The 21,698-nt window shown below is 58.9% G+C and carries 20 protein-coding genes; 1 reads left to right on the forward strand and 19 read right to left on the reverse strand.

Annotated elements, in window-relative coordinates:
- Positions 1-37: 37 nt before the first annotated feature.
- From surE to IEQ42_RS02585, 5 genes are all read right to left on the reverse strand, one after another.
- Entirely contained in the window at positions 38-787 is a 750-nt protein-coding gene (gene surE / locus IEQ42_RS02565; protein ID WP_042557899.1) for a 5'/3'-nucleotidase SurE, read from the reverse strand.
- A complete protein-coding gene (truD, locus tag IEQ42_RS02570) occupies positions 775-1,833 on the reverse strand; it encodes a tRNA pseudouridine(13) synthase TruD (protein ID WP_210702457.1) in 1,059 nt (352 codons plus the stop codon). Before truD ends, surE begins: the two co-directional genes overlap by 13 nt.
- On the reverse strand, positions 1,830-2,303 hold the full coding sequence (gene ispF, locus IEQ42_RS02575) for a 2-C-methyl-D-erythritol 2,4-cyclodiphosphate synthase (protein WP_042557897.1): 474 nt from the start codon (positions 2,301-2,303) through the stop codon (positions 1,830-1,832). Before ispF ends, truD begins: the two co-directional genes overlap by 4 nt.
- A 44-nt stretch (positions 2,304-2,347) precedes the next feature.
- On the reverse strand, positions 2,348-3,193 hold the full coding sequence (gene fghA, locus IEQ42_RS02580) for an S-formylglutathione hydrolase (RefSeq protein WP_210702458.1): 846 nt from the start codon (positions 3,191-3,193) through the stop codon (positions 2,348-2,350).
- 96 nt (positions 3,194-3,289) lie between these two features.
- A complete protein-coding gene (locus IEQ42_RS02585) occupies positions 3,290-4,402 on the reverse strand; it encodes an S-(hydroxymethyl)glutathione dehydrogenase/class III alcohol dehydrogenase (RefSeq protein WP_042557895.1) in 1,113 nt (370 codons plus the stop codon).
- A 116-nt stretch (positions 4,403-4,518) separates the two neighbouring features.
- On the opposite strand from IEQ42_RS02585, the gene IEQ42_RS02590 reads away from it, so the two are divergent.
- Positions 4,519-5,415, forward strand: coding sequence for a LysR family transcriptional regulator (locus tag IEQ42_RS02590; RefSeq protein WP_042557894.1), 897 nt, complete (start codon positions 4,519-4,521; stop codon positions 5,413-5,415).
- A gap of 88 nt (positions 5,416-5,503) precedes the next feature.
- Here the strand turns inward: IEQ42_RS02590 and ispD are convergent, their stop codons facing one another.
- The 14 genes from ispD to IEQ42_RS02660 form a co-directional block, all read right to left on the reverse strand.
- The gene (gene ispD, locus IEQ42_RS02595) at positions 5,504-6,211 is read right to left on the reverse strand and encodes a 2-C-methyl-D-erythritol 4-phosphate cytidylyltransferase (protein ID WP_210702459.1); all 708 of its coding nucleotides are present in this window, start codon (positions 6,209-6,211) and stop codon (positions 5,504-5,506) included.
- The gene (ftsB, locus tag IEQ42_RS02600) at positions 6,208-6,486 is read right to left on the reverse strand and encodes a cell division protein FtsB (RefSeq protein WP_095189352.1); all 279 of its coding nucleotides are present in this window, start codon (positions 6,484-6,486) and stop codon (positions 6,208-6,210) included. Before ftsB ends, ispD begins: the two co-directional genes overlap by 4 nt.
- A 171-nt stretch (positions 6,487-6,657) precedes the next feature.
- Positions 6,658-7,947 (reverse strand): phosphopyruvate hydratase, encoded by a 1,290-nt coding sequence (eno, locus tag IEQ42_RS02605; protein WP_042557893.1) that lies wholly within the window; start codon positions 7,945-7,947, stop codon positions 6,658-6,660.
- Positions 7,948-8,103: 156 nt separating this feature from the next.
- The gene (gene kdsA / locus IEQ42_RS02610) at positions 8,104-8,949 is read right to left on the reverse strand and encodes a 3-deoxy-8-phosphooctulonate synthase (RefSeq protein ID WP_210622044.1); all 846 of its coding nucleotides are present in this window, start codon (positions 8,947-8,949) and stop codon (positions 8,104-8,106) included.
- Positions 8,950-8,954: 5 nt separating this feature from the next.
- Positions 8,955-10,586, reverse strand: a complete 1,632-nt coding sequence (locus IEQ42_RS02615) for a CTP synthase (RefSeq protein WP_042557891.1) — start codon at positions 10,584-10,586, stop codon at positions 8,955-8,957.
- Positions 10,587-10,860: 274 nt separating this feature from the next.
- Positions 10,861-12,189, reverse strand: a complete 1,329-nt coding sequence (gene tilS / locus IEQ42_RS02620) for a tRNA lysidine(34) synthetase TilS (protein ID WP_210702460.1) — start codon at positions 12,187-12,189, stop codon at positions 10,861-10,863.
- A gap of 133 nt (positions 12,190-12,322) precedes the next feature.
- The gene (locus tag IEQ42_RS02625; RefSeq protein ID WP_210702461.1) at positions 12,323-13,270 is read right to left on the reverse strand and encodes an acetyl-CoA carboxylase carboxyltransferase subunit alpha; all 948 of its coding nucleotides are present in this window, start codon (positions 13,268-13,270) and stop codon (positions 12,323-12,325) included.
- Positions 13,271-13,409: 139 nt separating this feature from the next.
- Positions 13,410-16,931, reverse strand: coding sequence for a DNA polymerase III subunit alpha (dnaE, locus tag IEQ42_RS02630; protein ID WP_210702462.1), 3,522 nt, complete (start codon positions 16,929-16,931; stop codon positions 13,410-13,412).
- Positions 16,932-17,007: 76 nt separating this feature from the next.
- Positions 17,008-17,634, reverse strand: coding sequence for a ribonuclease HII (gene rnhB / locus IEQ42_RS02635; RefSeq protein WP_042557887.1), 627 nt, complete (start codon positions 17,632-17,634; stop codon positions 17,008-17,010).
- An 11-nt stretch (positions 17,635-17,645) separates the two neighbouring features.
- Entirely contained in the window at positions 17,646-18,776 is a 1,131-nt protein-coding gene (lpxB, locus tag IEQ42_RS02640; protein WP_215729518.1) for a lipid-A-disaccharide synthase, read from the reverse strand.
- Positions 18,777-18,778: 2 nt separating this feature from the next.
- Positions 18,779-19,555, reverse strand: a complete 777-nt coding sequence (lpxA, locus tag IEQ42_RS02645) for an acyl-ACP--UDP-N-acetylglucosamine O-acyltransferase (protein ID WP_210702463.1) — start codon at positions 19,553-19,555, stop codon at positions 18,779-18,781.
- Positions 19,552-19,992, reverse strand: coding sequence for a 3-hydroxyacyl-ACP dehydratase FabZ (gene fabZ / locus IEQ42_RS02650; RefSeq protein ID WP_042557884.1), 441 nt, complete (start codon positions 19,990-19,992; stop codon positions 19,552-19,554). The genes lpxA and fabZ overlap by 4 nt, the downstream gene beginning before the upstream one ends.
- A gap of 106 nt (positions 19,993-20,098) precedes the next feature.
- Positions 20,099-21,154: a UDP-3-O-(3-hydroxymyristoyl)glucosamine N-acyltransferase gene (gene lpxD, locus IEQ42_RS02655; RefSeq protein WP_210702464.1), complete on the reverse strand. Its 1,056-nt coding sequence runs from the start codon at positions 21,152-21,154 to the stop codon at positions 20,099-20,101.
- 3 nt (positions 21,155-21,157) lie between these two features.
- Positions 21,158-21,661, reverse strand: a complete 504-nt coding sequence (locus IEQ42_RS02660) for an OmpH/Skp family outer membrane protein (protein WP_210622041.1) — start codon at positions 21,659-21,661, stop codon at positions 21,158-21,160.
- Positions 21,662-21,698: the final 37 nt, after the last annotated feature.

Genomic DNA, 21,698 nt, shown 5'->3' on the forward strand with positions numbered 1-21,698 from the left:
ATGCCGCTACGCATTCTGTCTTCGTGTTCACGAGCCATCAGCGCAATCCCTCCAGCCAGCCATCAAGACTTCTGAAGGCATCGTTGAAGGTGCGATCGAGCTGCAGTGGCGTGATGGAAACATAGCCCTGCATCACCGCATGAAAGTCAGTGCCCGGGCCGCCATCTTCGGCATCGCCAGCGGCAGCAATCCAGTAACCGGCCTTGCCACGCGGGTCGACCACTTTCATCGGCGCCGCCGCCCGGGCACGGTGCCCCAGTCGGGTCAGCTGGATGCCGCGAATGTGGTCGATCGGCAGATTGGGAATGTTCACGTTGAGCACCGTGCGCGGCGGCAGATCAAGCCCGGCGTGGGCTTCGACCAGTTTGCGCGCAAAGTAGGTCGCTGTAGGAAGATTATCGACCTGGCGTGAGACCAGCGAGAAGGCGAACGATGGGCGCTCGAGGAAACGTCCTTCAAGGGCCGCCGCCACCGTCCCGGAATACAACACGTCATCGCCAAGGTTGGCGCCGAGATTGATCCCGGAAACCACCATGTCCGGCTGGCGCTCCAGCAACCCGTTCAGGCCCAGATGTACGCAGTCGGTTGGCGTGCCGTTGAGGCTGATAAAGCCGTTGGCCAGGTATTGCGGGTGCAACGGACGGTCGAGCGTCAGCGAACTGCTGGCGCCGCTTTTGTCCTGCTCAGGGGCGATAACCACGCACTCGGTGTAATCTGCCAGCGCAGCATAAAGCGCGGCGAGACCGGGTGCGGTTACCCCATCATCGTTAGAAATCAGAATACGCATGGGCTGTCCGTCTGCCCCACCGGCACCAGATCAACGAGCTCGCGCACCAATACAGTGGCGAAGCATCCGGCCGGGAGGACGAATTCCAGTTGCAGAATGTCAGGCTGGGGATAATGCCACGTCAACCCGCCAATGGGCAGCCGCAGGATGCGACGTTCGTGACTCATGCCGGCGTTGATCAACCAATCGCGCAGATCCGCTTCACGCGCGGCAATCCCCTGCTCCAGATCATGGACAGTGCCAGCGGCCGGGGAGTCACCTTCACCCCACTGCGGGCCGGTCGGATGCAGATCGAGAATCGCCAGACGCGGGTCGCTCAATTCAGCTTCACCGGCCGGGAAGAAACTACGGCTATCGGTGAAAGCCAGCAGATCGCCGACCAGCGCGCGCTGCCAGGTGCCATCCGCCACACGTGCAGCCAACACCTGGTTAAACAGAAAACTGCGCGCCGTCGACAGCAGTCGCGAGCGTACATTGCGCTGCTCCGGCAATGCCTTGCGCGCCGCCCACGATCGGGCATCGACGACGTTGCCGCCGTCATGGCCGAAACGCTGGGCGCCGAAATAATTGGGAATACCTTGTTTGACGATCAGTTGCAGGCGCTCTTCAATCGCGGCTTTGTCGCCGGCGAACTGCGTCAGGCGCAACGTGAAACCATTCGCCGAATGCGCACCGCGTTGCAGCTTGCGCTTGTGGCGAGTGGTCTTGAGGATTTTCAACGTGTCGTTTTCCGCCGCCGACAGATCAGGATCTGCCTTGCCCGGCAGTTGCACACTGAACCACTGACGGGTCAGCGCCTGACGGTCCTTGAGACCGGCGTAGCTGACAGTACGCAGCGGCACACCGGCAGCCTTGGCGATACGCCGTGCGGCTTCCTCGGTGTTCAGGCCACGCTTTTCCACCCAGATCCACAGGTGTTCGCCGTCGCCGCTGAACGGGATATCCAGCACTTCATCCACCTGAAAATCTTCAGCGATGGCTTTCAGTACCGCAGTGCCGAGGGGTTCGCCATAGGCGCGCGGGCCGAGCAATTGCAGTTCATTCATGCGCGCAGCAACAAAGCAACGGAGTGCACGGCGATGCCTTCTTCGCGACCGACAAAGCCAAGCTTTTCGGTGGTGGTAGCTTTCACGTTCACTTGATCCAACTCAACTTGAAGATCCGCGGCGATCAGTGCGCGCATCGATTCGATATGCGGGGCCATTTTCGGCGCCTGGGCAACGATGGTGTTATCGACGTTGCCGACTTTCCAGCCCTTGGCGTGGATCAGACCGACCACATGACGCAGCAACGCTCGGCTGTCGGCGCCCTTGAATTGTGGGTCGGTATCCGGGAAATGTTTGCCGATATCGCCCAGCGCAGCCGCGCCGAGCAAGGCATCGCTCAAGGCGTGCAGCAGGACGTCACCGTCGGAATGAGCGAGCAGCCCGAAGCTGTGTGCAATGCGCACGCCGCCCAGAGTAATGAAATCGCCTTCAGCGAAACGGTGCACATCATAGCCGTGGCCAATACGCATAAAAAAAACGCCCCGATTTTTGTCAGGGCGTGATTCTACCTGCATTAGCCCCGAAGGGCTTGTGCGTGATGCTGCAAGTGGTCGTCTATAAAGCTTGAGATGAAGAAATAGCTGTGGTCGTAGCCCGGTTGCAAGCGCAGCGTCAGCGGATGACCCGCTTGTTTTGCCGCTTGTTGCAAGGCTTCGGGGTTGAGCTGAGTCGCGAGGAAATCATCGCGATCACCTTGATCGACCAGCAGCGGGAGCTTCTCGTCAGCCTCGGCGATCAGCGCACAGGCATCCCACTCTTTCCACTTCGAACGGTCTTCACCCAGATAACGAGAAAATGCCTTCTGCCCCCACGGGCAATCCATCGGGTTGTTGATCGGCGAAAAGGCCGACACCGATTGATAACGCCCCGGATTGCGCAAGGCACACACCAACGCACCGTGGCCACCCATGGAGTGGCCGCTGATACTGCGTTTATCGGACGCAGGGAAATGCGCTTCAACCAGTGAAGGCAATTCCTGCACGACATAGTCATGCATCCGATAGTGCCGCGACCAGGGTTCCTGCGTGGCATTCAGATAAAACCCGGCACCGAGACCAAAGTCCCACGCGCCATCCGGATCGCCCGGCACATCGGGACCGCGCGGGCTGGTGTCCGGTGCGACGATGATCAGACCGAGTTCAGCAGCCATGCGCAACGCGCCGGCCTTGTGCATGAAGTTCTCGTCGGTACAGGTCAGCCCCGACAGCCAGTACAACACCGGCAGCTTGCCGCCCTGCTCCGCCTGCGGTGGCAGGTACACGGCAAATACCATGTCGCAGCCCAGCACGTCGGAACGGTGACGATAGCGCTTGTGCCAACCGCCAAAACTCTTCTGACAGGAGATATTTTCCAGGTTCAAGGGGGTTCTCCCAGCTGCAAGCGGCAAGCTTCGAGCTTCAAGAAAAGGCAAATGCGCTCTTGCTTGCAGCTTGAAGCTTGTAACCTGGAGCTGCTTTTAAAAGTGGATGACGGTACGAATGCTCTTGCCTTCGTGCATCAGGTCGAACGCCTTGTTGATATCTTCCAGACCCATGGTGTGGGTGATGAAGGTATCCAGCGGAATTTCACCGCTCTGGGCCATGTCGACATAGCTTGGCAATTCGCTGCGGCCACGTACGCCGCCGAATGCCGAACCGCGCCAGACGCGACCGGTGACCAACTGAAACGGACGGGTAGCGATTTCCTGACCGGCACCGGCTACACCGATGATGACCGACTCGCCCCAGCCTTTGTGGCAGCACTCGAGGGCGGCGCGCATCAGTTGCACGTTGCCGATGCACTCGAAGGAAAAGTCGACGCCGCCATCGGTCATGTCGACGATGACTTCCTGAATCGGACGATCGAAGTCTTTAGGGTTTACGCAATCAGTCGCCCCCAGCTGCTTGGCGATTTCAAACTTGGCCGGGTTGATGTCGATGGCGATGATGCGCGCGGCCTTGGCCTTCACCGCACCGATGACTGCTGACAGACCGATGCCGCCCAAACCGAAAATGGCCACGGTGTCGCCCGGCTTGACCTTGGCGGTATTGAGCACTGCACCGATACCGGTGGTGACGCCGCAACCGAGCAGGCAAACCTTTTCCAGCGGTGCGTCTTTAGCAATTTTTGCCACGGAGATTTCCGGCAACACGGTGTATTCCGAGAAGGTCGAAGTACCCATGTAGTGGAAAATCGTTTCGCCCTTGTAGGAAAAACGCGAAGTGCCATCCGGCATCAAGCCTTTGCCCTGGGTCGCACGAATGGCCTGACACAGGTTGGTCTTGCCCGACTTGCAGAATTTGCACTGGCCGCACTCCGGGGTGTAGAGCGGGATAACGTGATCGCCTACAGCAACCGATGTCACGCCTTCGCCGATCGCCTCAACGATGGCGCCGCCCTCGTGGCCGAGGATCGAAGGGAAGATCCCTTCCGGGTCAGCGCCGGACAAGGTGTAGGCGTCGGTATGGCAAACACCGGAAGCGACTACCCGCAGCAGCACTTCACCAGCCTTGGGCATGGCGACATCCACTTCTACGATTTCCAGCGGCTTCTTGGCCTCGAAGGCAACGGCGGCGCGCGACTTGATCATGCTGACTCTCCCGTGAATCCATTAAATAAAAAAGCAGACAAGGAGTGTAATACATGGCCTGACGATGAATAATCAGGCCAAAAGCAAAACATTATTGCCATACAGGGATAATCCTGATGTCCGAAAACCGCTGGGAAGGCATCGACGAATTTGTCGCCGTTGCTGAATGCAGCCAATTCACCGCCGCTGCTGAACGTCTTGGGGTTTCTTCCTCGCACATCAGTCGACAAATCGTACGACTGGAAGAGCGTTTGCAGACGCGCCTGCTCTATCGCAGTACCCGCAGGGTGACGCTGACCGAAGCCGGGCAGACATTCCTGCAACACTGCCAGCGATTGCAGGACGGACGCGAAGAAGCCCTGCGCGCGGTCGGCGATCTGACCAGCGAACCCAAAGGCATGCTGCGCATGACGTGCGCTGTTGCCTATGGCGAGCGATTTATCGTGCCGCTGGTGACACGGTTCATGGGGCTCTACCCGCAACTGCGCATCGATATTGAGCTGAGCAATCGCCAACTCGATCTGGTGCACGAGGGGCTGGATCTTGCGATTCGATTGGGACGATTGCAAGATTCACGACTGGTCGCGACGCGCCTGGCGCCACGGCGTATGTATCTGTGCGCGTCACCGTCCTACCTGGAACGGTATGGACGACCACACAGCCTGTCGGAACTGAGCCGGCATAATTGCCTGATCGGCAGCACCGACATCTGGCAGCTTGAGCAAAACGGGCGGGAATTTTCCCAGCGAGTGCAGGGAAACTGGCGATGCAACAGTGGGCAAGCGGTGCTGGATGCCGCTTTACAAGGGGTCGGGTTGTGTCAGTTGCCGGACTATTACGTGCTGGAGCACTTGCACAGCGGCGCATTGATTTCGTTGTTGGAGGCGCATCAGCCGCCGAATACTGCGGTGTGGGCGCTGTATCCGCAACAGCGACATTTGTCGCCGAAGGTGCGCAAGTTGGTGGACTTTCTTAAGGAAGGGTTGGCCGAACGGCCAGAGTATCGGATTTAAGATCAAAAGATAGCAGCCTTCGGCAGCTCCTATAGGGGGATTTGCCGCGACAAAAACCACTTTAGGAGCTGCCGCAGGCTGCGATCTTTTAGCGGCGGTTGGCCCAACGCTGACGTAACCACTCCAGATCTTCGGGTCGGGTCACCTTGAGGTTATCCGCACGCCCTTCGATCAGACGGGGTGCCTGCCCCGCCCACTCCATCGCCGAAGCCTCATCGGTAATCACCGCATCCGCCACCAGGCTGTCCGCCAATGCGCGATGCAGCGCACCGAGGCGGAACATCTGCGGCGTGTAAGCCTGCCAGATCACGCTGCGGTCAACGGTTTCAACCACACGACCGTGCTTGTCGATCCGCTTCAGGGTGTCGCGCGCGGGAACCGCCAACAAACCACCTACCGGGTCATCCGCCAGTTCAGCGAGTAATTTGTCGAGATCATCGCGACTCAGATTGGGCCGTGCCGCATCGTGCACCAGCACCCAGTCCTCATCGTCCGCACCTCGCGCGTGCAGATGCAGCAAGGCATTGAGCACCGAACCGGAACGCTCGGCACCGCCGTCAACGCGCTGAATACGCGGATCGTTGACGCATGCCAGGTTCGGCCAGTAAGGATCATCGACGGCAAGACTGACCACCAAACCCTTGAGGCTCGGGTGATCGAGGAAACAGCCGAGGCTGTGTTCGAGAATTGTGCGCCCGCCCAGTTGCAGATATTGCTTGGGACGGTCCGCGGCCATTCGGGCACCGACGCCCGCGGCAGGAATCACGGCCCAGAAGGCCGGCAGGGAATTGATCATTGAGCCAACTGGTAAAGGGTTTCGCCGTCCTTGACCATGCCCAACTCGTGACGAGCCCGCTCTTCAACAGTCTCCATGCCTTTCTTCAACTCGCTGACCTCAGCGTCCATTACCCGGTTACGCTCCAGCAAACCTTCGTTCTCGGCATGTTGCTCAGCAATCTGCTGATTCAGCTCGGCGACTTGCGCCAGACTGCCATTGCCCACCCACAGGCGGTACTGCAGACCGGCCAGCAGCAGGAGCAAAACGAGAAACAACCAGTAAGGACTGCGCATCGAATATCAGGTATCCAGTGAAAAAAGACAGCCACGCCAAAACTTTGCAGCGTCTGATAGCACGAAGCCTGGAAAATCCAGGCTTGTGCTGTTAAGGCATCAGATTAGTGGCAAATCCATCGCTGTCACGACTTTTTCGACACAATCCGGTGTCCTTTTATCAGTTTCAGCTTAACCGCGGAACTCGCTACGACCGTTGTACTTGGCTTTGCCATTCAACTGCTCTTCGATACGCAGCAGTTGGTTGTACTTGGAAACGCGGTCGGAACGGCACAGCGAACCGGTCTTGATCTGGCCAGCCGAGGTGCCCACAGCCAGGTCGGCAATGGTCGAATCTTCGGTTTCGCCGGAACGGTGCGAGATCACTGCGGTGTAACCGGCAGCCTTGGCCATCTGGATGGCTTCCAGGGTTTCGGTCAGGGTGCCGATCTGGTTGAACTTGATCAGGATCGAGTTGGCGATCTTTTTATCGATGCCTTCTTTCAGGATCTTGGTGTTGGTCACGAACAGATCGTCGCCCACCAGCTGCACTTTCTCGCCGATTTTGTCGGTGAGAATTTTCCAGCCAGCCCAGTCAGACTCGTCCAGACCGTCTTCGATGGAGATGATCGGGTAACGCTCGGTCAGGCCTTTGAGGTAGTCGGCGAAACCTTCAGCAGTGAACACCTGGCCTTCACCGGACAGGTTGTACTTGCCGTCTTCGTAGAATTCGCTGGCTGCGCAGTCCAGGGCCAGGGTCACGTCGGTGCCCAGCTTGTAACCGGCGTTGGCCACGGCTTCGGAAATCACTTTCAGCGCGTCTTCGTTGGAAGCCAGGTTAGGCGCAAAACCACCTTCGTCGCCGACAGCAGTGCTCAGGCCACGGGCCTTCAGCACAGCTTTGAGGTGATGGAAAATCTCGGTGCCCATGCGCAGACCTTCCGAGAAAGACTTGGCGCCAACCGGCTGAACCATGAATTCCTGGATGTCGACGTTGTTATCGGCGTGCTCGCCACCGTTGATGATGTTCATCATCGGAACCGGCATCGAGTACACACCCGGGGTGCCGTTCAGGTTGGCGATGTGAGCGTACAGCGGCAGGTCCTGATCCTGTGCAGCAGCCTTGGCCGCAGCCAGGGACACGGCGAGAATGGCGTTGGCGCCCAGGGTCGCTTTGTTTTCGGTACCGTCGAGCTTGATCATCGCGTGATCGAGGGCTTTCTGGTCGCTCGGGTCTGTGCCCAGCAGCAGATCGCGGATCGGACCGTTGATGTTGGCTACCGCTTTAAGCACGCCCTTGCCCAGGTAACGGCTCTTGTCGCCATCACGCAGCTCGAGTGCTTCACGCGAGCCAGTGGATGCACCGGACGGCGCGCATGCGCTGCCGATGATGCCGTTGTCGAGAAGCACGTCCGCTTCCACGGTGGGATTGCCACGGGAGTCGAGAACTTCACGACCTTTGATGTCGACGATTTTTGCCATTGTTGTAAACACTCCAAAGTTGACGAAAACGACGCAGCTAGAGGAAATCTTTTTACCGTCGGCAAGGGGGTGCAGCGGGCAGATTTGCAGACGATAACGCTCATGCCCGAGGGCATGAGCGACAAATCGTGCGGTACTTTACCGGAGAATTGAGGTTTACGCGGTTTCTACCGTCGGAAAACTCTTAACCAGTTCGTCCAAGGCTTTGAGCTGGGCCAGGAATGGCTCCAGTTTGTCCAGACGCAAGGCGCAAGGGCCGTCGCATTTGGCGTTGTCCGGATCCGGGTGAGCTTCGAGGAACAGACCTGCCAGACTTTGGCTCATGCCAGCCTTGGCCAGGTCCAGGACCTGTGCACGGCGACCGCCGGCGGAGTCGGAACGACCGCCAGGCATTTGCAGCGAATGGGTCACGTCGAAGAATACCGGGTACTCGAACTGCTTCATGATGCCGAAGCCGAGCATGTCGACCACGAGGTTGTTATAGCCGAAGCTCGAACCACGCTCGCAGAGGATCAGTTGATCATTACCCGCTTCAACGCACTTGTTCAGGATGTGTTTCATTTCCTGAGGGGCGAGGAACTGGGCTTTCTTGATGTTGATGATCGCGTTGGTCTTGGCCATCGCCACGACCAGATCGGTCTGGCGCGACAGGAAGGCCGGCAACTGGATGATGTCGCAGATCTCGGCGACGACCGCGGCCTGTTCAGGCTCGTGGACGTCGGTGATGATCGGCACGCCAAAAGCCTGCTTGATGTCCTGGAAGATGCGCATGCCCTCTTCCAGGCCAGGACCGCGATACGAGGTCACAGAAGAACGGTTGGCCTTGTCGAAACTGGCCTTGAACACGTAAGGGATACCGAGTTTTTCGGTGACCTTCACATACTCTTCGCAAACCTGCATGGCCATGTCACGGCTTTCCAGCACGTTCATGCCGCCGAACAGCACCATGGGTTTGTCGTTGGCAATCTCGATGTCGCCGACGCGGATGATCTTCTGTGCCATCGGGGTTACGCCTTCTTCTGGTGTTGAGCCAACGCTGCTTTGACGAAGCCGCTGAACAGCGGATGGCCATCACGTGGTGTCGAGGTGAACTCAGGGTGGAACTGGCAAGCGACGAACCATGGATGATCCGGTGCTTCAACCACTTCAACCAGGGCTGCATCAGCGGAGCGACCGGAAATCTTCAGGCCGGCCTCGATGATTTGCGGCAGCAGGTTGTTGTTCACTTCGTAACGGTGACGGTGACGCTCGACGATCACGTCCTTGCCGTAGCAATCGTGCACTTTGGAGCCGGTTTCGAGCAGGCATTCCTGAGCGCCGAGGCGCATGGTGCCGCCCAGATCGGAGGCTTCAGTACGCACTTCCACGGCACCGGTGGCGTCTTCCCACTCGGTGATCAGGCCGACAACCGGGTGGCCGCTGGCGCGATCGAACTCGGTGGAGTTGGCGTCTTTCCAGCCCATGACGTTACGAGCGAACTCGATGACCGCCACTTGCATACCCAGGCAGATACCCAAGTACGGAACCTTGTTTTCGCGAGCGTACTGAACGGCAGTGATCTTGCCTTCCACGCCGCGCAGACCGAAGCCGCCCGGAACGAGGATGGCGTCAACGCCTTCAAGCAGCGCAGTGCCCTGGTTTTCGATGTCTTCGGAATCGATGTAGCGCAGGTTGACCTTGGTACGGTTGCTGATGCCCGCATGGCTCATCGCTTCGATCAGCGACTTGTAGGCGTCCAGCAGTTCCATGTACTTGCCGACCATGGCGATGGTGACTTCGTGTTCCGGGTTCAGCTTGGCATCAACCACAGCTTCCCACTCGGACAGATCGGCACCGCCGCACTGCAGACCGAAACGCTCGACAACGAAATCGTCCAGCCCCTGCGAATGCAGAATGCCCGGGATCTTGTAGATGGTGTCGGCGTCTTCCAGAGCGATGACCGCACGCTCTTCAACGTTAGTGAATTGCGCGATCTTGCGACGCGACGAGATGTCGATCGGGTGATCGGAGCGGCAAACCAGCACGTCAGGCTGCAGGCCGATGGAACGCAGTTCCTTGACCGAGTGCTGGGTTGGCTTGGTTTTGGTTTCGCCGGCGGTGGCGATGTACGGCACCAGCGTCAGGTGCATCAGCATCGCGCGCTTGGCGCCGACTTCGAATCGCAGCTGACGGATGGCTTCGAGGAACGGTTGCGACTCGATGTCACCCACGGTGCCACCGATTTCGACCATCGCCACGTCGGCATCGCCTGCACCCTTGATGATGCGGCGCTTGATTTCGTCGGTAATGTGCGGAATCACCTGGATGGTTGCACCCAGGTAGTCACCACGGCGCTCTTTGCGCAGCACGTGTTCGTAAACACGGCCGGTGGTGAAGTTGTTGTTCTGGGTCATGGTCGTGCGGATGAACCGCTCGTAGTGGCCCAAGTCCAGGTCGGTCTCGGCGCCGTCGTGGGTGACGAACACTTCACCATGCTGGAACGGGCTCATGGTGCCCGGGTCGACGTTGATGTACGGATCCAGCTTAAGCATGGTGACCTTAAGCCCCCGCGCCTCCAGGATAGCCGCCAATGAAGCCGAGGCAATGCCTTTCCCCAATGAAGAAACAACACCGCCCGTGACGAATATGTAGCGCGTCATGAAAAACCCTAGAAGTCTGCGTTAAAGCGGTACGAGCCGCCGGGGAAAGCGAAGGAAGGCCGAAGCCCCCGATCACCTGCATTAATCACAGTGCACCTTTCAAAAAAACCGCCGCGTTGGGACAGACCGGCAGATGAAACACCGGTACGTTGCTCGCTACACATTTTTTGGAATCGCCCAGCAAAGACTGCTTGGTAATCGGCAACTCCTGCAATTCAGGCGAATCCACAGAAGTTGTATCAAGAAGGGAGCGTAGTCTACCGGAATGCCCCTTTCATCTCAAACCTAGATCTTCGTCTGTTGGCTGCCAATGCAATTTCCAGCCGTCCTGCGCATTGCCATCAAGGCCCGGCAGATTCGCCACTGCGAGCAATTCCTCACCGCGAAACAGCAGCGGCAATCTGCCACGCACGAAGGCCGGCACCGCACGCTCGTTGAGTAACCGTTTGAGATCACGATGACCACGATCGGCCAGATGCATCACTTCGCCGCCCTGACGGTAAGCAATGCGCAACGGCCCGCAAGGCGTCTTACCACTGAACACGGCGCTCCCGTTACCGGACAAGCGTAGCGGTGATGTCGGGGTGTGCCACTCGCCGCCGATCACTGGCGCACGCAACCAGTCGCCGCTCAGCCACCAGAGACGACCGGCGCTGCGGTGCAACTCGCCATCGGCCAGACGCCAGACCGGCGATGCATCGTGGGCGGCAGCGCACACATCCGCCCATCCCGACCAATGGTCAGTATCAGGCAGCCGAGTCAGTGGTTCGAGCCAGTGGCTCAATGCATTTCGCTGGCGGGCCACGGACAACGCCGCCAACGGTGCCAAATCCAGCGACGGCACACCCAGCCATTCGAAATCAGTCGAGGCTTTGGCGTGCGCCAGATCGATCTCTGCCAGCTCATCCAGCAAGCCTTGCGCTTCACGCAGATGCGCGGCGCTGCGGGCCATGTTGGCTTGCGCTTGCGGCCAGCGCCCGGTCAGCAGGGGCACGATCTGATGACGCAGGTAATTGCGCGAAAACTGCCGATCTTCGTTTGACGGGTCTTCGATCCATTGCAGCTGGTGCGCCGCGGCGTAGGCTTCAAGTTCGGCGCGAGTGACGTCGAGCAAAGGCCGAACCAACGTGCCCTGCCCCAACGGACGCTGCGCCGGCATTGCCGAAAGCCCACGCACGCCGGCACCGCGCAACAGACGAAACAACAGGGTTTCCGCCTGATCGTCGCGGTGCTGACCGGTCAGCAAAACGTCGTTGGACTGGTTTACCGAACCGAACACCGCATAGCGCGCATCCCGCGCCGCCCGTTCAAGACTCCCGCCCGGTTGCACCTTCACCCGCTCCACTTGCAATGGAATGCTCAACGCATCGCAGACCGCCTGGCAATGTTCCGGCCACGAATCGGCTGCAGCCTGAAGGCCGTGATGGATGTGGATGGCGCTTAGCGTCGGGAGGGACTCGGTTTTGGCGAGATGGGCCAGCAGATGCAGGAGGACAGTGGAATCGAGGCCGCCGGAGAAAGCGACGCGCCAGTTCCTGGCATTGCGCCAGGCTGCAAGATTAAGCAAAAGCCGGGAAGGCAAATCAATCATGGACTGCCCCATATCGTTCTCTTTGCCTCAATCAAATGTGGGAGCGAGCCTGCTCGCGAAGACGATTTAACATTCAACACATTCGTCGATTGTCATACCGCTTTCGCGAGCAGGCTCGCTCCCACATCAGATATCGCGTTTCGACTTAGAGACCGTAGCTCATCAGTCGATCATAACGGCGCTTGAGCAGCGCTTCGTTGTCGAACTTCTGCAGCATCGCCAGTTGCGAGCTCAGCTCGGCACGGATCGACGCCGCAGCGGCTGCCGGGTCACGATGCGCGCCGCCCAATGGCTCGCCGATAACCTTGTCGACAATGCCCAGGCCTTTCAGACGCTCGGCCGTGATGCCCATCGCTTCGGCGGCATCCGGCGCTTTCTCGGCGGTTTTCCACAGAATCGAGGCGCAACCTTCCGGCGAAATCACCGCGTAGGTCGAGTACTGCAACATGTTCAACTGATCGCACACGCCGATCGCCAATGCGCCGCCGGAACCACCTTCACCGATAACGGTGGCGATGATCGGAGTTTTCAGGCGCGACATGACACGCAGGTTCCAGGCGATCGCTTCGCTCTGGTTGCGCTCTTCAGCGTCGATGCCAGGGTAGGCGCCCGGCGTGTCGATGAACGTCAGGATCGGCATTTTGAAACGCTCGGCCATCTCCATCAGACGGCAAGCCTTACGGTAGCCTTCCGGACGCGGCATGCCGAAGTTGCGGCGAACCTTCTCGCGTACTTCGCGGCCCTTCTGGTGACCGATGATCATCACTGGCTGGTCGTCCAGACGGGCAATACCGCCAACGATTGCAGCGTCGTCGGAGAAATGACGATCGCCGTGCAGTTCGTCGAACTCGGTGAAGATGTGCTCGATGTAGTCCAGGGTGTACGGACGTTTCGGGTGACGTGCCAGGCGTGCGATCTGCCAACTGGTCAGCTTGCCGAAGATGTCTTCGGTCAGCGTTTTGCTCTTGTCCTGCAGGCGGGAGATCTCATCGCCGATATTCAGCGAATTGTCATTACCGACCAAGCGCAACTCTTCGATCTTGGCTTGCAGGTCGGCGATCGGCTGTTCGAAATCTAGAAAATTCGGGTTCATAGGCGTCCGTCTTGGGTCGTGTCCCAAATGAGCTTGGGCCGGCCGGTTGTCTATTCGCGCCCTACCTTAAGGGAGAGGCGCGCTGAGGTCGAGATTAAAAATTCAGGTTGCGGGCAAGTGCAATGATGGCAACTGCCGGTCAACGGTATTGGAGGAAGACGTTGTCTCGCCCGAACTGGTCACGCAGGGCTTGAATCAAGGCATCCGCCGGATCGATTCGCCAGGTCTCGCCGAACTGCAGCAAGGTCTTCGCATCAGGGCTGGTGTACTCCATGGTGATCGGGCACGCCCCGCGATGACGCTTGAGCAGATCACCCAACCAGCGTAGCTGATCGCCTTTGAGATCCTGCGTCTGCAACTTCAGACGCAGGCTCTCGGCGAGGTTGGTGCGTGCATCTTCCATGCTCATCACCCGCTTGACCCGCAGGCGCAGGCCACCGGAGAAGTCGTCGTTACTGACTTCACCTTCGACCACCACCATCGCATCGGTCTGCAGCAGCGACTGCGCCGAGTGGAACGCCTCGGCAAACAGCGACGCCTCGATCCGCCCGGAGCGGTCGTCGAGGGTGATGAAGCCCATCTTGTCGCCCTTCTTGTTCTTCATCACCCGCAGGGCAATGATCATCCCCGCCACGGTTTGCGTATCGCGCGCCGGTTTCAGGTCGATGATGCGCTGACGGGCGAAACGACGAATTTCGCCTTCGTATTCGTCGATCGGGTGGCCGGTGAGGTAAAGGCCCAAGGTGTCTTTCTCACCCTTGAGGCGCTCCTTGAGGGTCAGCTCCTTGGCCTTGCGATGCACCGCATAAACATCGGCGTCTTCCTCGACGAACAGCCCGCCAAACAGGTCGGCGTGGCCACTGTCGCGTGTACGGGCGGTCTGTTCGGCTGACTTGATTGCCTCTTCCATCGCCGCCAGCAGCACGGCGCGGTTGCGGTCGATATTGGCCTGATAAGCCTTTTGTTCGTCGTGGAAATACGGGCCGAGACGATCCAGCGCACCGCTGCGGATCAAGCCGTCAAGGGTGCGCTTGTTGATGCGTTTGAGGTCGACGCGGGCGCAGAAGTCGAACAGATCCTTGAACGGTCCCGCCTGACGCGCCTCGGTGATCGCTTCCACCGGGCCTTCGCCGACGCCTTTGATTGCGCCGAGGCCATAGACGATGCGGCCGTCGTCGTTCACCGTGAACTTGAACTCCGAATTATTCACATCCGGCGCATCGAGACGCAGCTTCATGGTGCGAATTTCTTCGATCAAGGTCACGACCTTGTCGGTGTTGTGCATATCCGCCGACAGTACCGCCGCCATGAACGGCGCCGGGTAATGCGTCTTCAGCCAAGCGGTCTGATACGACACCAGGCCGTAAGCGGCAGAGTGAGACTTGTTGAAGCCGTAACCGGCGAACTTTTCCACCAGGTCGAAAATGTTACCGGCCAGGTCCGCGTCGATATTGTTGGTCTTGCAACCTTCAATGAAACCGCCGCGCTGCTTGGCCATTTCTTCGGGTTTTTTCTTACCCATGGCCCGACGCAGCATGTCCGCACCGCCAAGGGTGTAACCGGCCATGACCTGGGCAATCTGCATCACCTGTTCCTGATACAGGATGATGCCGTAAGTCGGCGCCAATACAGGCTTGAGGCCTTCGTACTGGTAGTCCGAGTGCGGGTACGCGAGTTCGGCGCGACCGTGCTTACGGTTGATGAAGTCGTCAACCATGCCTGACTGCAGCGGGCCCGGACGGAACAGGGCCACCAGTGCAATAAGGTCTTCCAGGCAGTCGGGCTTGAGCTTTTTGATCAGCTCTTTCATACCGCGCGACTCGAGCTGGAACACCGCCGTGGTTTCGGCTTTTTGCAGTAGCTGATAGGTCGGCTTGTCGTCCAGCGGGATGAACGCGATGTCCAGCGGCGGCTGATCGACCTTGGCACGGTCGCGGTTGATGGTCTTCAGCGCCCAGTCGATGACCGTCAGGGTCCGCAGGCCGAGGAAGTCGAACTTCACCAGTCCGGCGGCTTCAACGTCGTCCTTGTCGAACTGGGTCACCAGACCGTCGCCGGCCTCGTCGCAATAGATAGGCGAGAAGTCAGTCAGCTTGGTCGGCGCGATTACTACACCACCGGCGTGCTTGCCGACGTTACGCACAACGCCTTCGAGCTTGCGCGCCATCTCCCAGATTTCCGCGGCTTCTTCATCGACCTTGATGAAATCGCGCAGGATCTCTTCCTGTTCGTAGGCTTTTTCCAGGGTCATGCCGACTTCGAACGGAATCATCTTCGACAGACGATCCGCCAGGCCATAGGACTTGCCCTGCACCCGCGCCACGTCACGCACCACAGCCTTGGCGGCCATGGAACCGAACGTGATGATCTGGCTTACCGCGTTGCGGCCGTACTTCTCGGCCACGTAGTCGATGACCCGGTCACGCCCGTCCATGCAGAAGTCGACGTCGAAGTCGGGCATGGAAACCCGTTCCGGGTTAAGGAAACGTTCGAACAGCAGGTCGTATTCCAGCGGATCGAGGTCGGTGATCTTCTGCACATAGGCCACCAGCGAGCCGGCACCCGACCCACGGCCCGGGCCTACCGGCACACCGTTGCTCTTGGCCCACTGGATAAAGTCCATAACGATCAGGAAGTAACCGGGAAAGCCCATCTGGATGATGATATCCAGCTCGAAATTCAACCGGTCGACGTAGACCTGACGCTTGGCGTCGTAATCTTCGGTGGTGTCTTTTGGCAACAAAACCGCCAGCCGTTCCTCCAGACCATCGAAGGACACCTTGCGGAAATACTCGTCGATGGTCATGCCATCGGGAATCGGAAAGTTGGGCAAAAAGTGTGTGCCCAGTTTTACTTCGATGTTGCAGCGCTTGGCGATCTCGACGGTGTTTTCGATTGCGTCGGGAATGTCGCTGAACAGCTCGGCCATTTCCTCGGCGCTTTTGAGGTATTGCTGATCGCTGTAATTCTTCGAGCGCCGAGGATCGTCGAGGGCACGGCCCTCACCGATGCACACCCGGGTTTCGTGGGCGGCAAAGTCTTCCTGATTGATGAAACGCACATCGTTGCTCGCCACCAGCGGCGCACCGAGCTTGTCGGCCAGGGCCACGGCGCCGTGCAACTGCTCTTCATCGTTAGGGCGACTGGTGCGCTGGATTTCCAGATAGAAGCGGTCCGGGAACACCGACATCCACTCACGCGTCAGGGCCTCGGCTTCGGCTGGGTTGCCACTGATCAGCGCCATGCCGATCTCGCCCTCTTTGGCGGCGGACAGCATGATCAGGCCTTCATTCGCCTCGGCGACCCACTCGCGCTCGATGATGATCATGCCGTTGCGCTGGCCTTCGATGAAGCCGCGCGAGATCAACTCGGTGAGGTTGCGATAGCCCTTGGCGTTCATCACCAACAGGCTGAGCCGGCTCAGGGGTGCGTCCGGGTCCTTGTTCGACAGCCACAGGTCGGCGCCGCAGATCGGCTTGATGCCTGCGCCCATGGTGTTTTTATAGAATTTGACCAGGGAACACATGTTGTTCTGATCAGTGACCGCAACCGCCGGCATGTTCATGGCGGTCAGTGCCTTGACCAGCGGCTTGATCCGCACCAGCCCGTCGACCAGGGAGTATTCAGTGTGCAGGCGTAGATGAACGAATGAAGCCGGCATAGTGATCCTGTCCAGTTACAGAGAGACAACAAGGCCCGGATTGTACCGGGCCTCGAACAAAACATCAGCCTTGCGACTAAACCTGCGTCAGACCTTCCAGTGCCTCATAAGCCTGACGCACCGGGGCGAACGAGCGCCGGTGAATCGGCGTCGGGCCCAAACGGACCAACGCTTCCAGATGAACGGGCGTCGGGTAGCCTTTATGGCCGCCGATACCGTAACCCGGATAGATCAATTCGAATGCGGCCATTTCGCGGTCACGACTGACCTTGGCCAGAATCGATGCTGCTGCAATGGCTGGAACCTTGCCATCGCCCTGCACCACCGCTTCGGCGCGCATGGGCAAGTGCGGACAGCGATTGCCGTCGATCATCGCCAGTTTCGGCTGAATGTGCAGCCCGGCCACCGCGCGCTGCATGGCCAGCATGGTCGCGTGCAGAATGTTCAGCTCGTCGATTTCTTCGACTTCGGCACGGGCGATGCACCAGCTCAGGGACTTCTCGATGATCTCGTCGTAAAGCTTTTCACGCTTGGCTTCGGTGAGTTTCTTCGAGTCATTGAGACCGAGAATCGGCCGGTTCGGATCGAGGATCACCGCTGCCGTCACCACCGCACCGCACAACGGGCCACGACCGACTTCATCGACACCGGCGACCAGCTCTTCAACTTCGGCAACCAGAGTGAAATCCAGGCCCATCTGCATATCTTTCTTGCTCATCGTGTTTGACCGACCAGGTTCAGCACGGCATCCGCCGCTTGGTTGGAAGCATCCAGCCGCAGTGTGCGATGGATCTCGTCGAAACCACGGGTCTGCTCTTCGCCGCCCTCGATCAATGGCGACAGGGTCTGAGCCAGCGCCTCGACTGTCGCATCGTCCTGCAACAATTCCGGCACCAACAGGCGCTGGGCCAGCAGGTTCGGCAGGGACACGTACGGGCTCTTGACCATGCGTTTGAGAATCCAGAACGTCAGCGGTGCCAGGCGATACGCAACCACCATCGGCCGCTTGTACAACAGCGCTTCAAGGGTCGCCGTGCCGGAAGCGATCAGCACCGCATTGCACGCGGCCAGAGCCAGGTGGGATTTGCCATCGAGCAACGTCACCGGCAGATCACGGCCGGCGAGCAGCTCTTCAAGTTGCACACGGCGCTCCGGACTGGCGCACGGCATGACAAAACGCACACCCGGACGCAGGGCTCGCAAGCGCTGGGCAGTATCGAGAAACAACGCGCCGAGACGACCGACTTCACCGCCACGGCTGCCGGGCATCAACGCGACCAGAGGCCCGTCTGGCAGGCCCAGCTCGGCACGTGCGGCGGCGCGATCGGCTTGCAGCGGTATTGCGTCGGCCAGCGAGTGACCGACGAACCGCACTGGCACGCCTTTCTCTTCGTAGAATTTGGCTTCGAAGGGGAACAGCGTAAGCATCAGATCGCAACCTTCGCGAATCTTCAGCACGCGCTTCTGCCGCCATGCCCACACCGACGGGCTGACGTAATGCACGGTTTTGATCCCGGCCTGACGCAGCTTGAGTTCGATATTGAGGTTGAAGTCCGGAGCATCGATGCCGATGAACGCGTCAGGCTTCTCGGCAATCAGCATGGCAATCAGCTTTTTGCGACGCTTGAGCAACTCGCGCAGTCGGCCGAGAACCTCAACCAACCCCATGACCGACAAGCGCTCCATGGGAAAATAGGAAGTCAGGCCTTCGGCCTGCATCAACGGACCGCCGACGCCGATGAACTCGACTGACGGGTTTTGTGCCTTGAGGGCACGCATGAGGCCGGCACCGAGAATGTCACCGGAAGCCTCCCCCGCCACCAGCGCAATACGCAGACTGGCCATGATCAGCGGGTGATGCCGCGAGTCGACGACTCGATGGAGTCGCGAAACACCGCGACTTCCGGGAACTGAGCAGCAGGTCCTGCCAGGTCGACCAAGGCCTGATCAACTGTCAGCCCTTGGCGATAAACGGTTTTATAGGCACGGCGCAGCGCGTGGATAGCGTCTTCGCTGAACCCGCGACGGCGCATGCCCTCGAAGTTCATGCTGCGCGCTTCGGCCGGGTTGCCAAATACCGTGACAAAGGCCGGAACATCTTTGCCGATCGCCGTGCCCATACCGGAAAAACTGTGGGCGCCGATGTGGCAATACTGGTGAACCAAGGTGAACCCGGAGAGGATCGCCCAGTCATCGACGTGCACGTGACCAGCCAACGCGGTGTTGTTGACCAGGATGCAGTTATTGCCGATGACGCTGTCGTGACCGATGTGGGCATAAGCCATGATCAGGTTGTGATCGCCCAGCGTGGTTTCCGAACGGTCCTGAACGGTGCCACGGTGAATCGTTACGCCTTCACGGATGACGTTGTGGTCACCGATCACCAAGCGGGTTTCTTCGCCCTTGTACTTCAAGTCGGGCGTGTCTTCGCCTACCGAAGAAAACTGGTAGATGCGATTGTGTTTACCAATGCGGGTCGGACCTTTGAGGATCACATGCGGCCCGATCACGGTACCCTCGCCGATTTCCACACCTGCGCCGATGATCGACCACGGGCCGACCTCGACGCCGTCAGCCAGAACGGCCGACGGATCGATGATTGCGCGAGGGTCAATCAAACTCATACTTTTTGTTCCGCACAGATGATCTCGGCCGAGCAGACCGGCTTGCCATCAACCGAAGCCTGGCATTCGAACTTCCAGATCTTGCGTTTGCAGCTGATGAACGTCGCTTCAAGAATCAACTGGTCGCCCGGCTTGACTGGCTGACGGAAGCGCAGTTTGTCCGAACCAACGAAGTAATACAGGGTGCCGTCGGCCGGTTTGACGTCGAGCATTTTGAAACCGAGGATCCCGGCAGCCTGAGCCATCGCTTCGATGATCAGCACGCCCGGCATGATTGGGTGCGCAGGGAAGTGACCATTGAAGAACGGCTCATTGATGCTGACATTCTTGTAGGCGCGAATTCGCTTGCCTTCAGTGTCCAGATCCACCACCCGGTCCACCAGCAGGAACGGGTAACGGTGAGGCAGGTATTCGCGAATCTCGTTGATGTCCATCATTTCGGGGGGAAGCCTATGTAAAGATTGGGAGCGCGACTGACGCGCACTCCTCTAGCAAATCAAGGAGGCAGTCTAGAGGCTGTGCACACTTGATATGGAAATGGTATCAGCCATCTGATGAAGCATTGCCGTCAGGGGTCACTTCCCCTACGCGCTTTTCCAGCTGTTTCAAACGTCGCGCGATGTCATCGAGCTGACGGATGCGTGCCGCGCTTTTGCGCCATTCGGCAGCCGGTTGCATGGCTGTGCCGGAAGAATAGGCGCCCGGCTCGGTAATCGAGTGGGTCACCATGGTCATCCCGGTCAGGAAAACGTTGTCGCAAATATCAATGTGCCCGACCAGACCGACACCACCGGCCAGCATGCAGTGCTTGCCGATTTTGGTGCTGCCGGAGATGCCCACGCACGCAGCCATCGCGGTGTGATCACCGATCTGGACGTTGTGAGCAATCTGGATCTGGTTGTCGAGCTTTACACCATTACCGATCACGGTATCGGCCAGCGCACCGCGGTCGATGGCGGTATTCACGCCGATCTCCACATCGTCACCGATGGTCACACCACCAATCTGGGCGATTTTCTGCCAGATACCCTTCTCGTTGGCAAAGCCGAAGCCTTCACCACCGAGTACGGCACCGGACTGGATAACCACACGCTTGCCGATGCGCACATCGTGATACAGCGTCACCCGTGGAGCGAGCCAGCCGCCCTCACCGATTTCACTGCGTGCACCGATAACACAATGGGCACCCAGAGTGACCTGCGCACCAATCCGCGCACCCGCCTCGATCACCACAAACGCACCGATACTGGCAGTTGGATCAACCACCGCGTCAGCTGCAATTACCGCCGAAGGATGAATACCCGCAGTGGCTTTTGGCTTGGAATCGAACAGGTGAGAGATGCGTGCGTAGGCCAGATAAGGATCCGGCACCACCAATGCGTTACCGGCAAAACCCTCGGCGTCCGCCTCTTTGAGCAGCAACGCTGCTGCCTGAGAACCGGCAAGGAATTTGCGATATTGCGGATTTGCCAGAAAGCTCAACTGAGCTGGGCCAGCCTCTTGCAAAGTGGCTAGCCCAGTAATTTGCTTCTCCGCGTCGCCACGCAGGGTGGCGCCGAGGAACTCGGCCAACTGGCCGAGCTTGATAGTCACGGTCATGGGTTACTTCAGCTGATTCATGCGCTCGATAACCTGGCGCGTGATGTCGTACTGAGGCTTGACATCGATGACTGCGCCACGCTCGAACACCAGGTCAAAACCACCTTTCTTGATGACTTCTTCCACTGCGCCATCCAGTTTTGGCTTCAGTTGCTTGAGCATTTCGCGGTCGGCAACGGCTTTGGCTTCGTTCAGCTCCTTGGACTGGAACTGGAAATCACGGGCCTTCTGCTTGAATTCAAGTTCCAGACGCTCGCGCTCGCCTTGCTGCATCTTGTCGCCACCGGCCATCAGACGATCCTGAATTCCTTTGGCGCTGCTTTCCAGAGTCTTCAGCTTGGTCAGTTGCGGACCGAACTTCTTCTCGGCATCCACGGCGTACTTCTTCGCCGCGTTGGATTCCAGCAAGGCCATCTGATAGTTCAGGACCGCGATTTTCATGTCGGCGAACGCCGGGCCTGCCACCAGTACGGAGGCCAGGAGAACCAATTGAGTCAACTTACGCACGATGCACTCCTACAAAATCCATTGTCGTTATCTTGGG

Source organism: Pseudomonas iridis (assembly GCF_017980685.1).
GTDB lineage: Bacteria > Pseudomonadota > Gammaproteobacteria > Pseudomonadales > Pseudomonadaceae > Aquipseudomonas > Aquipseudomonas iridis.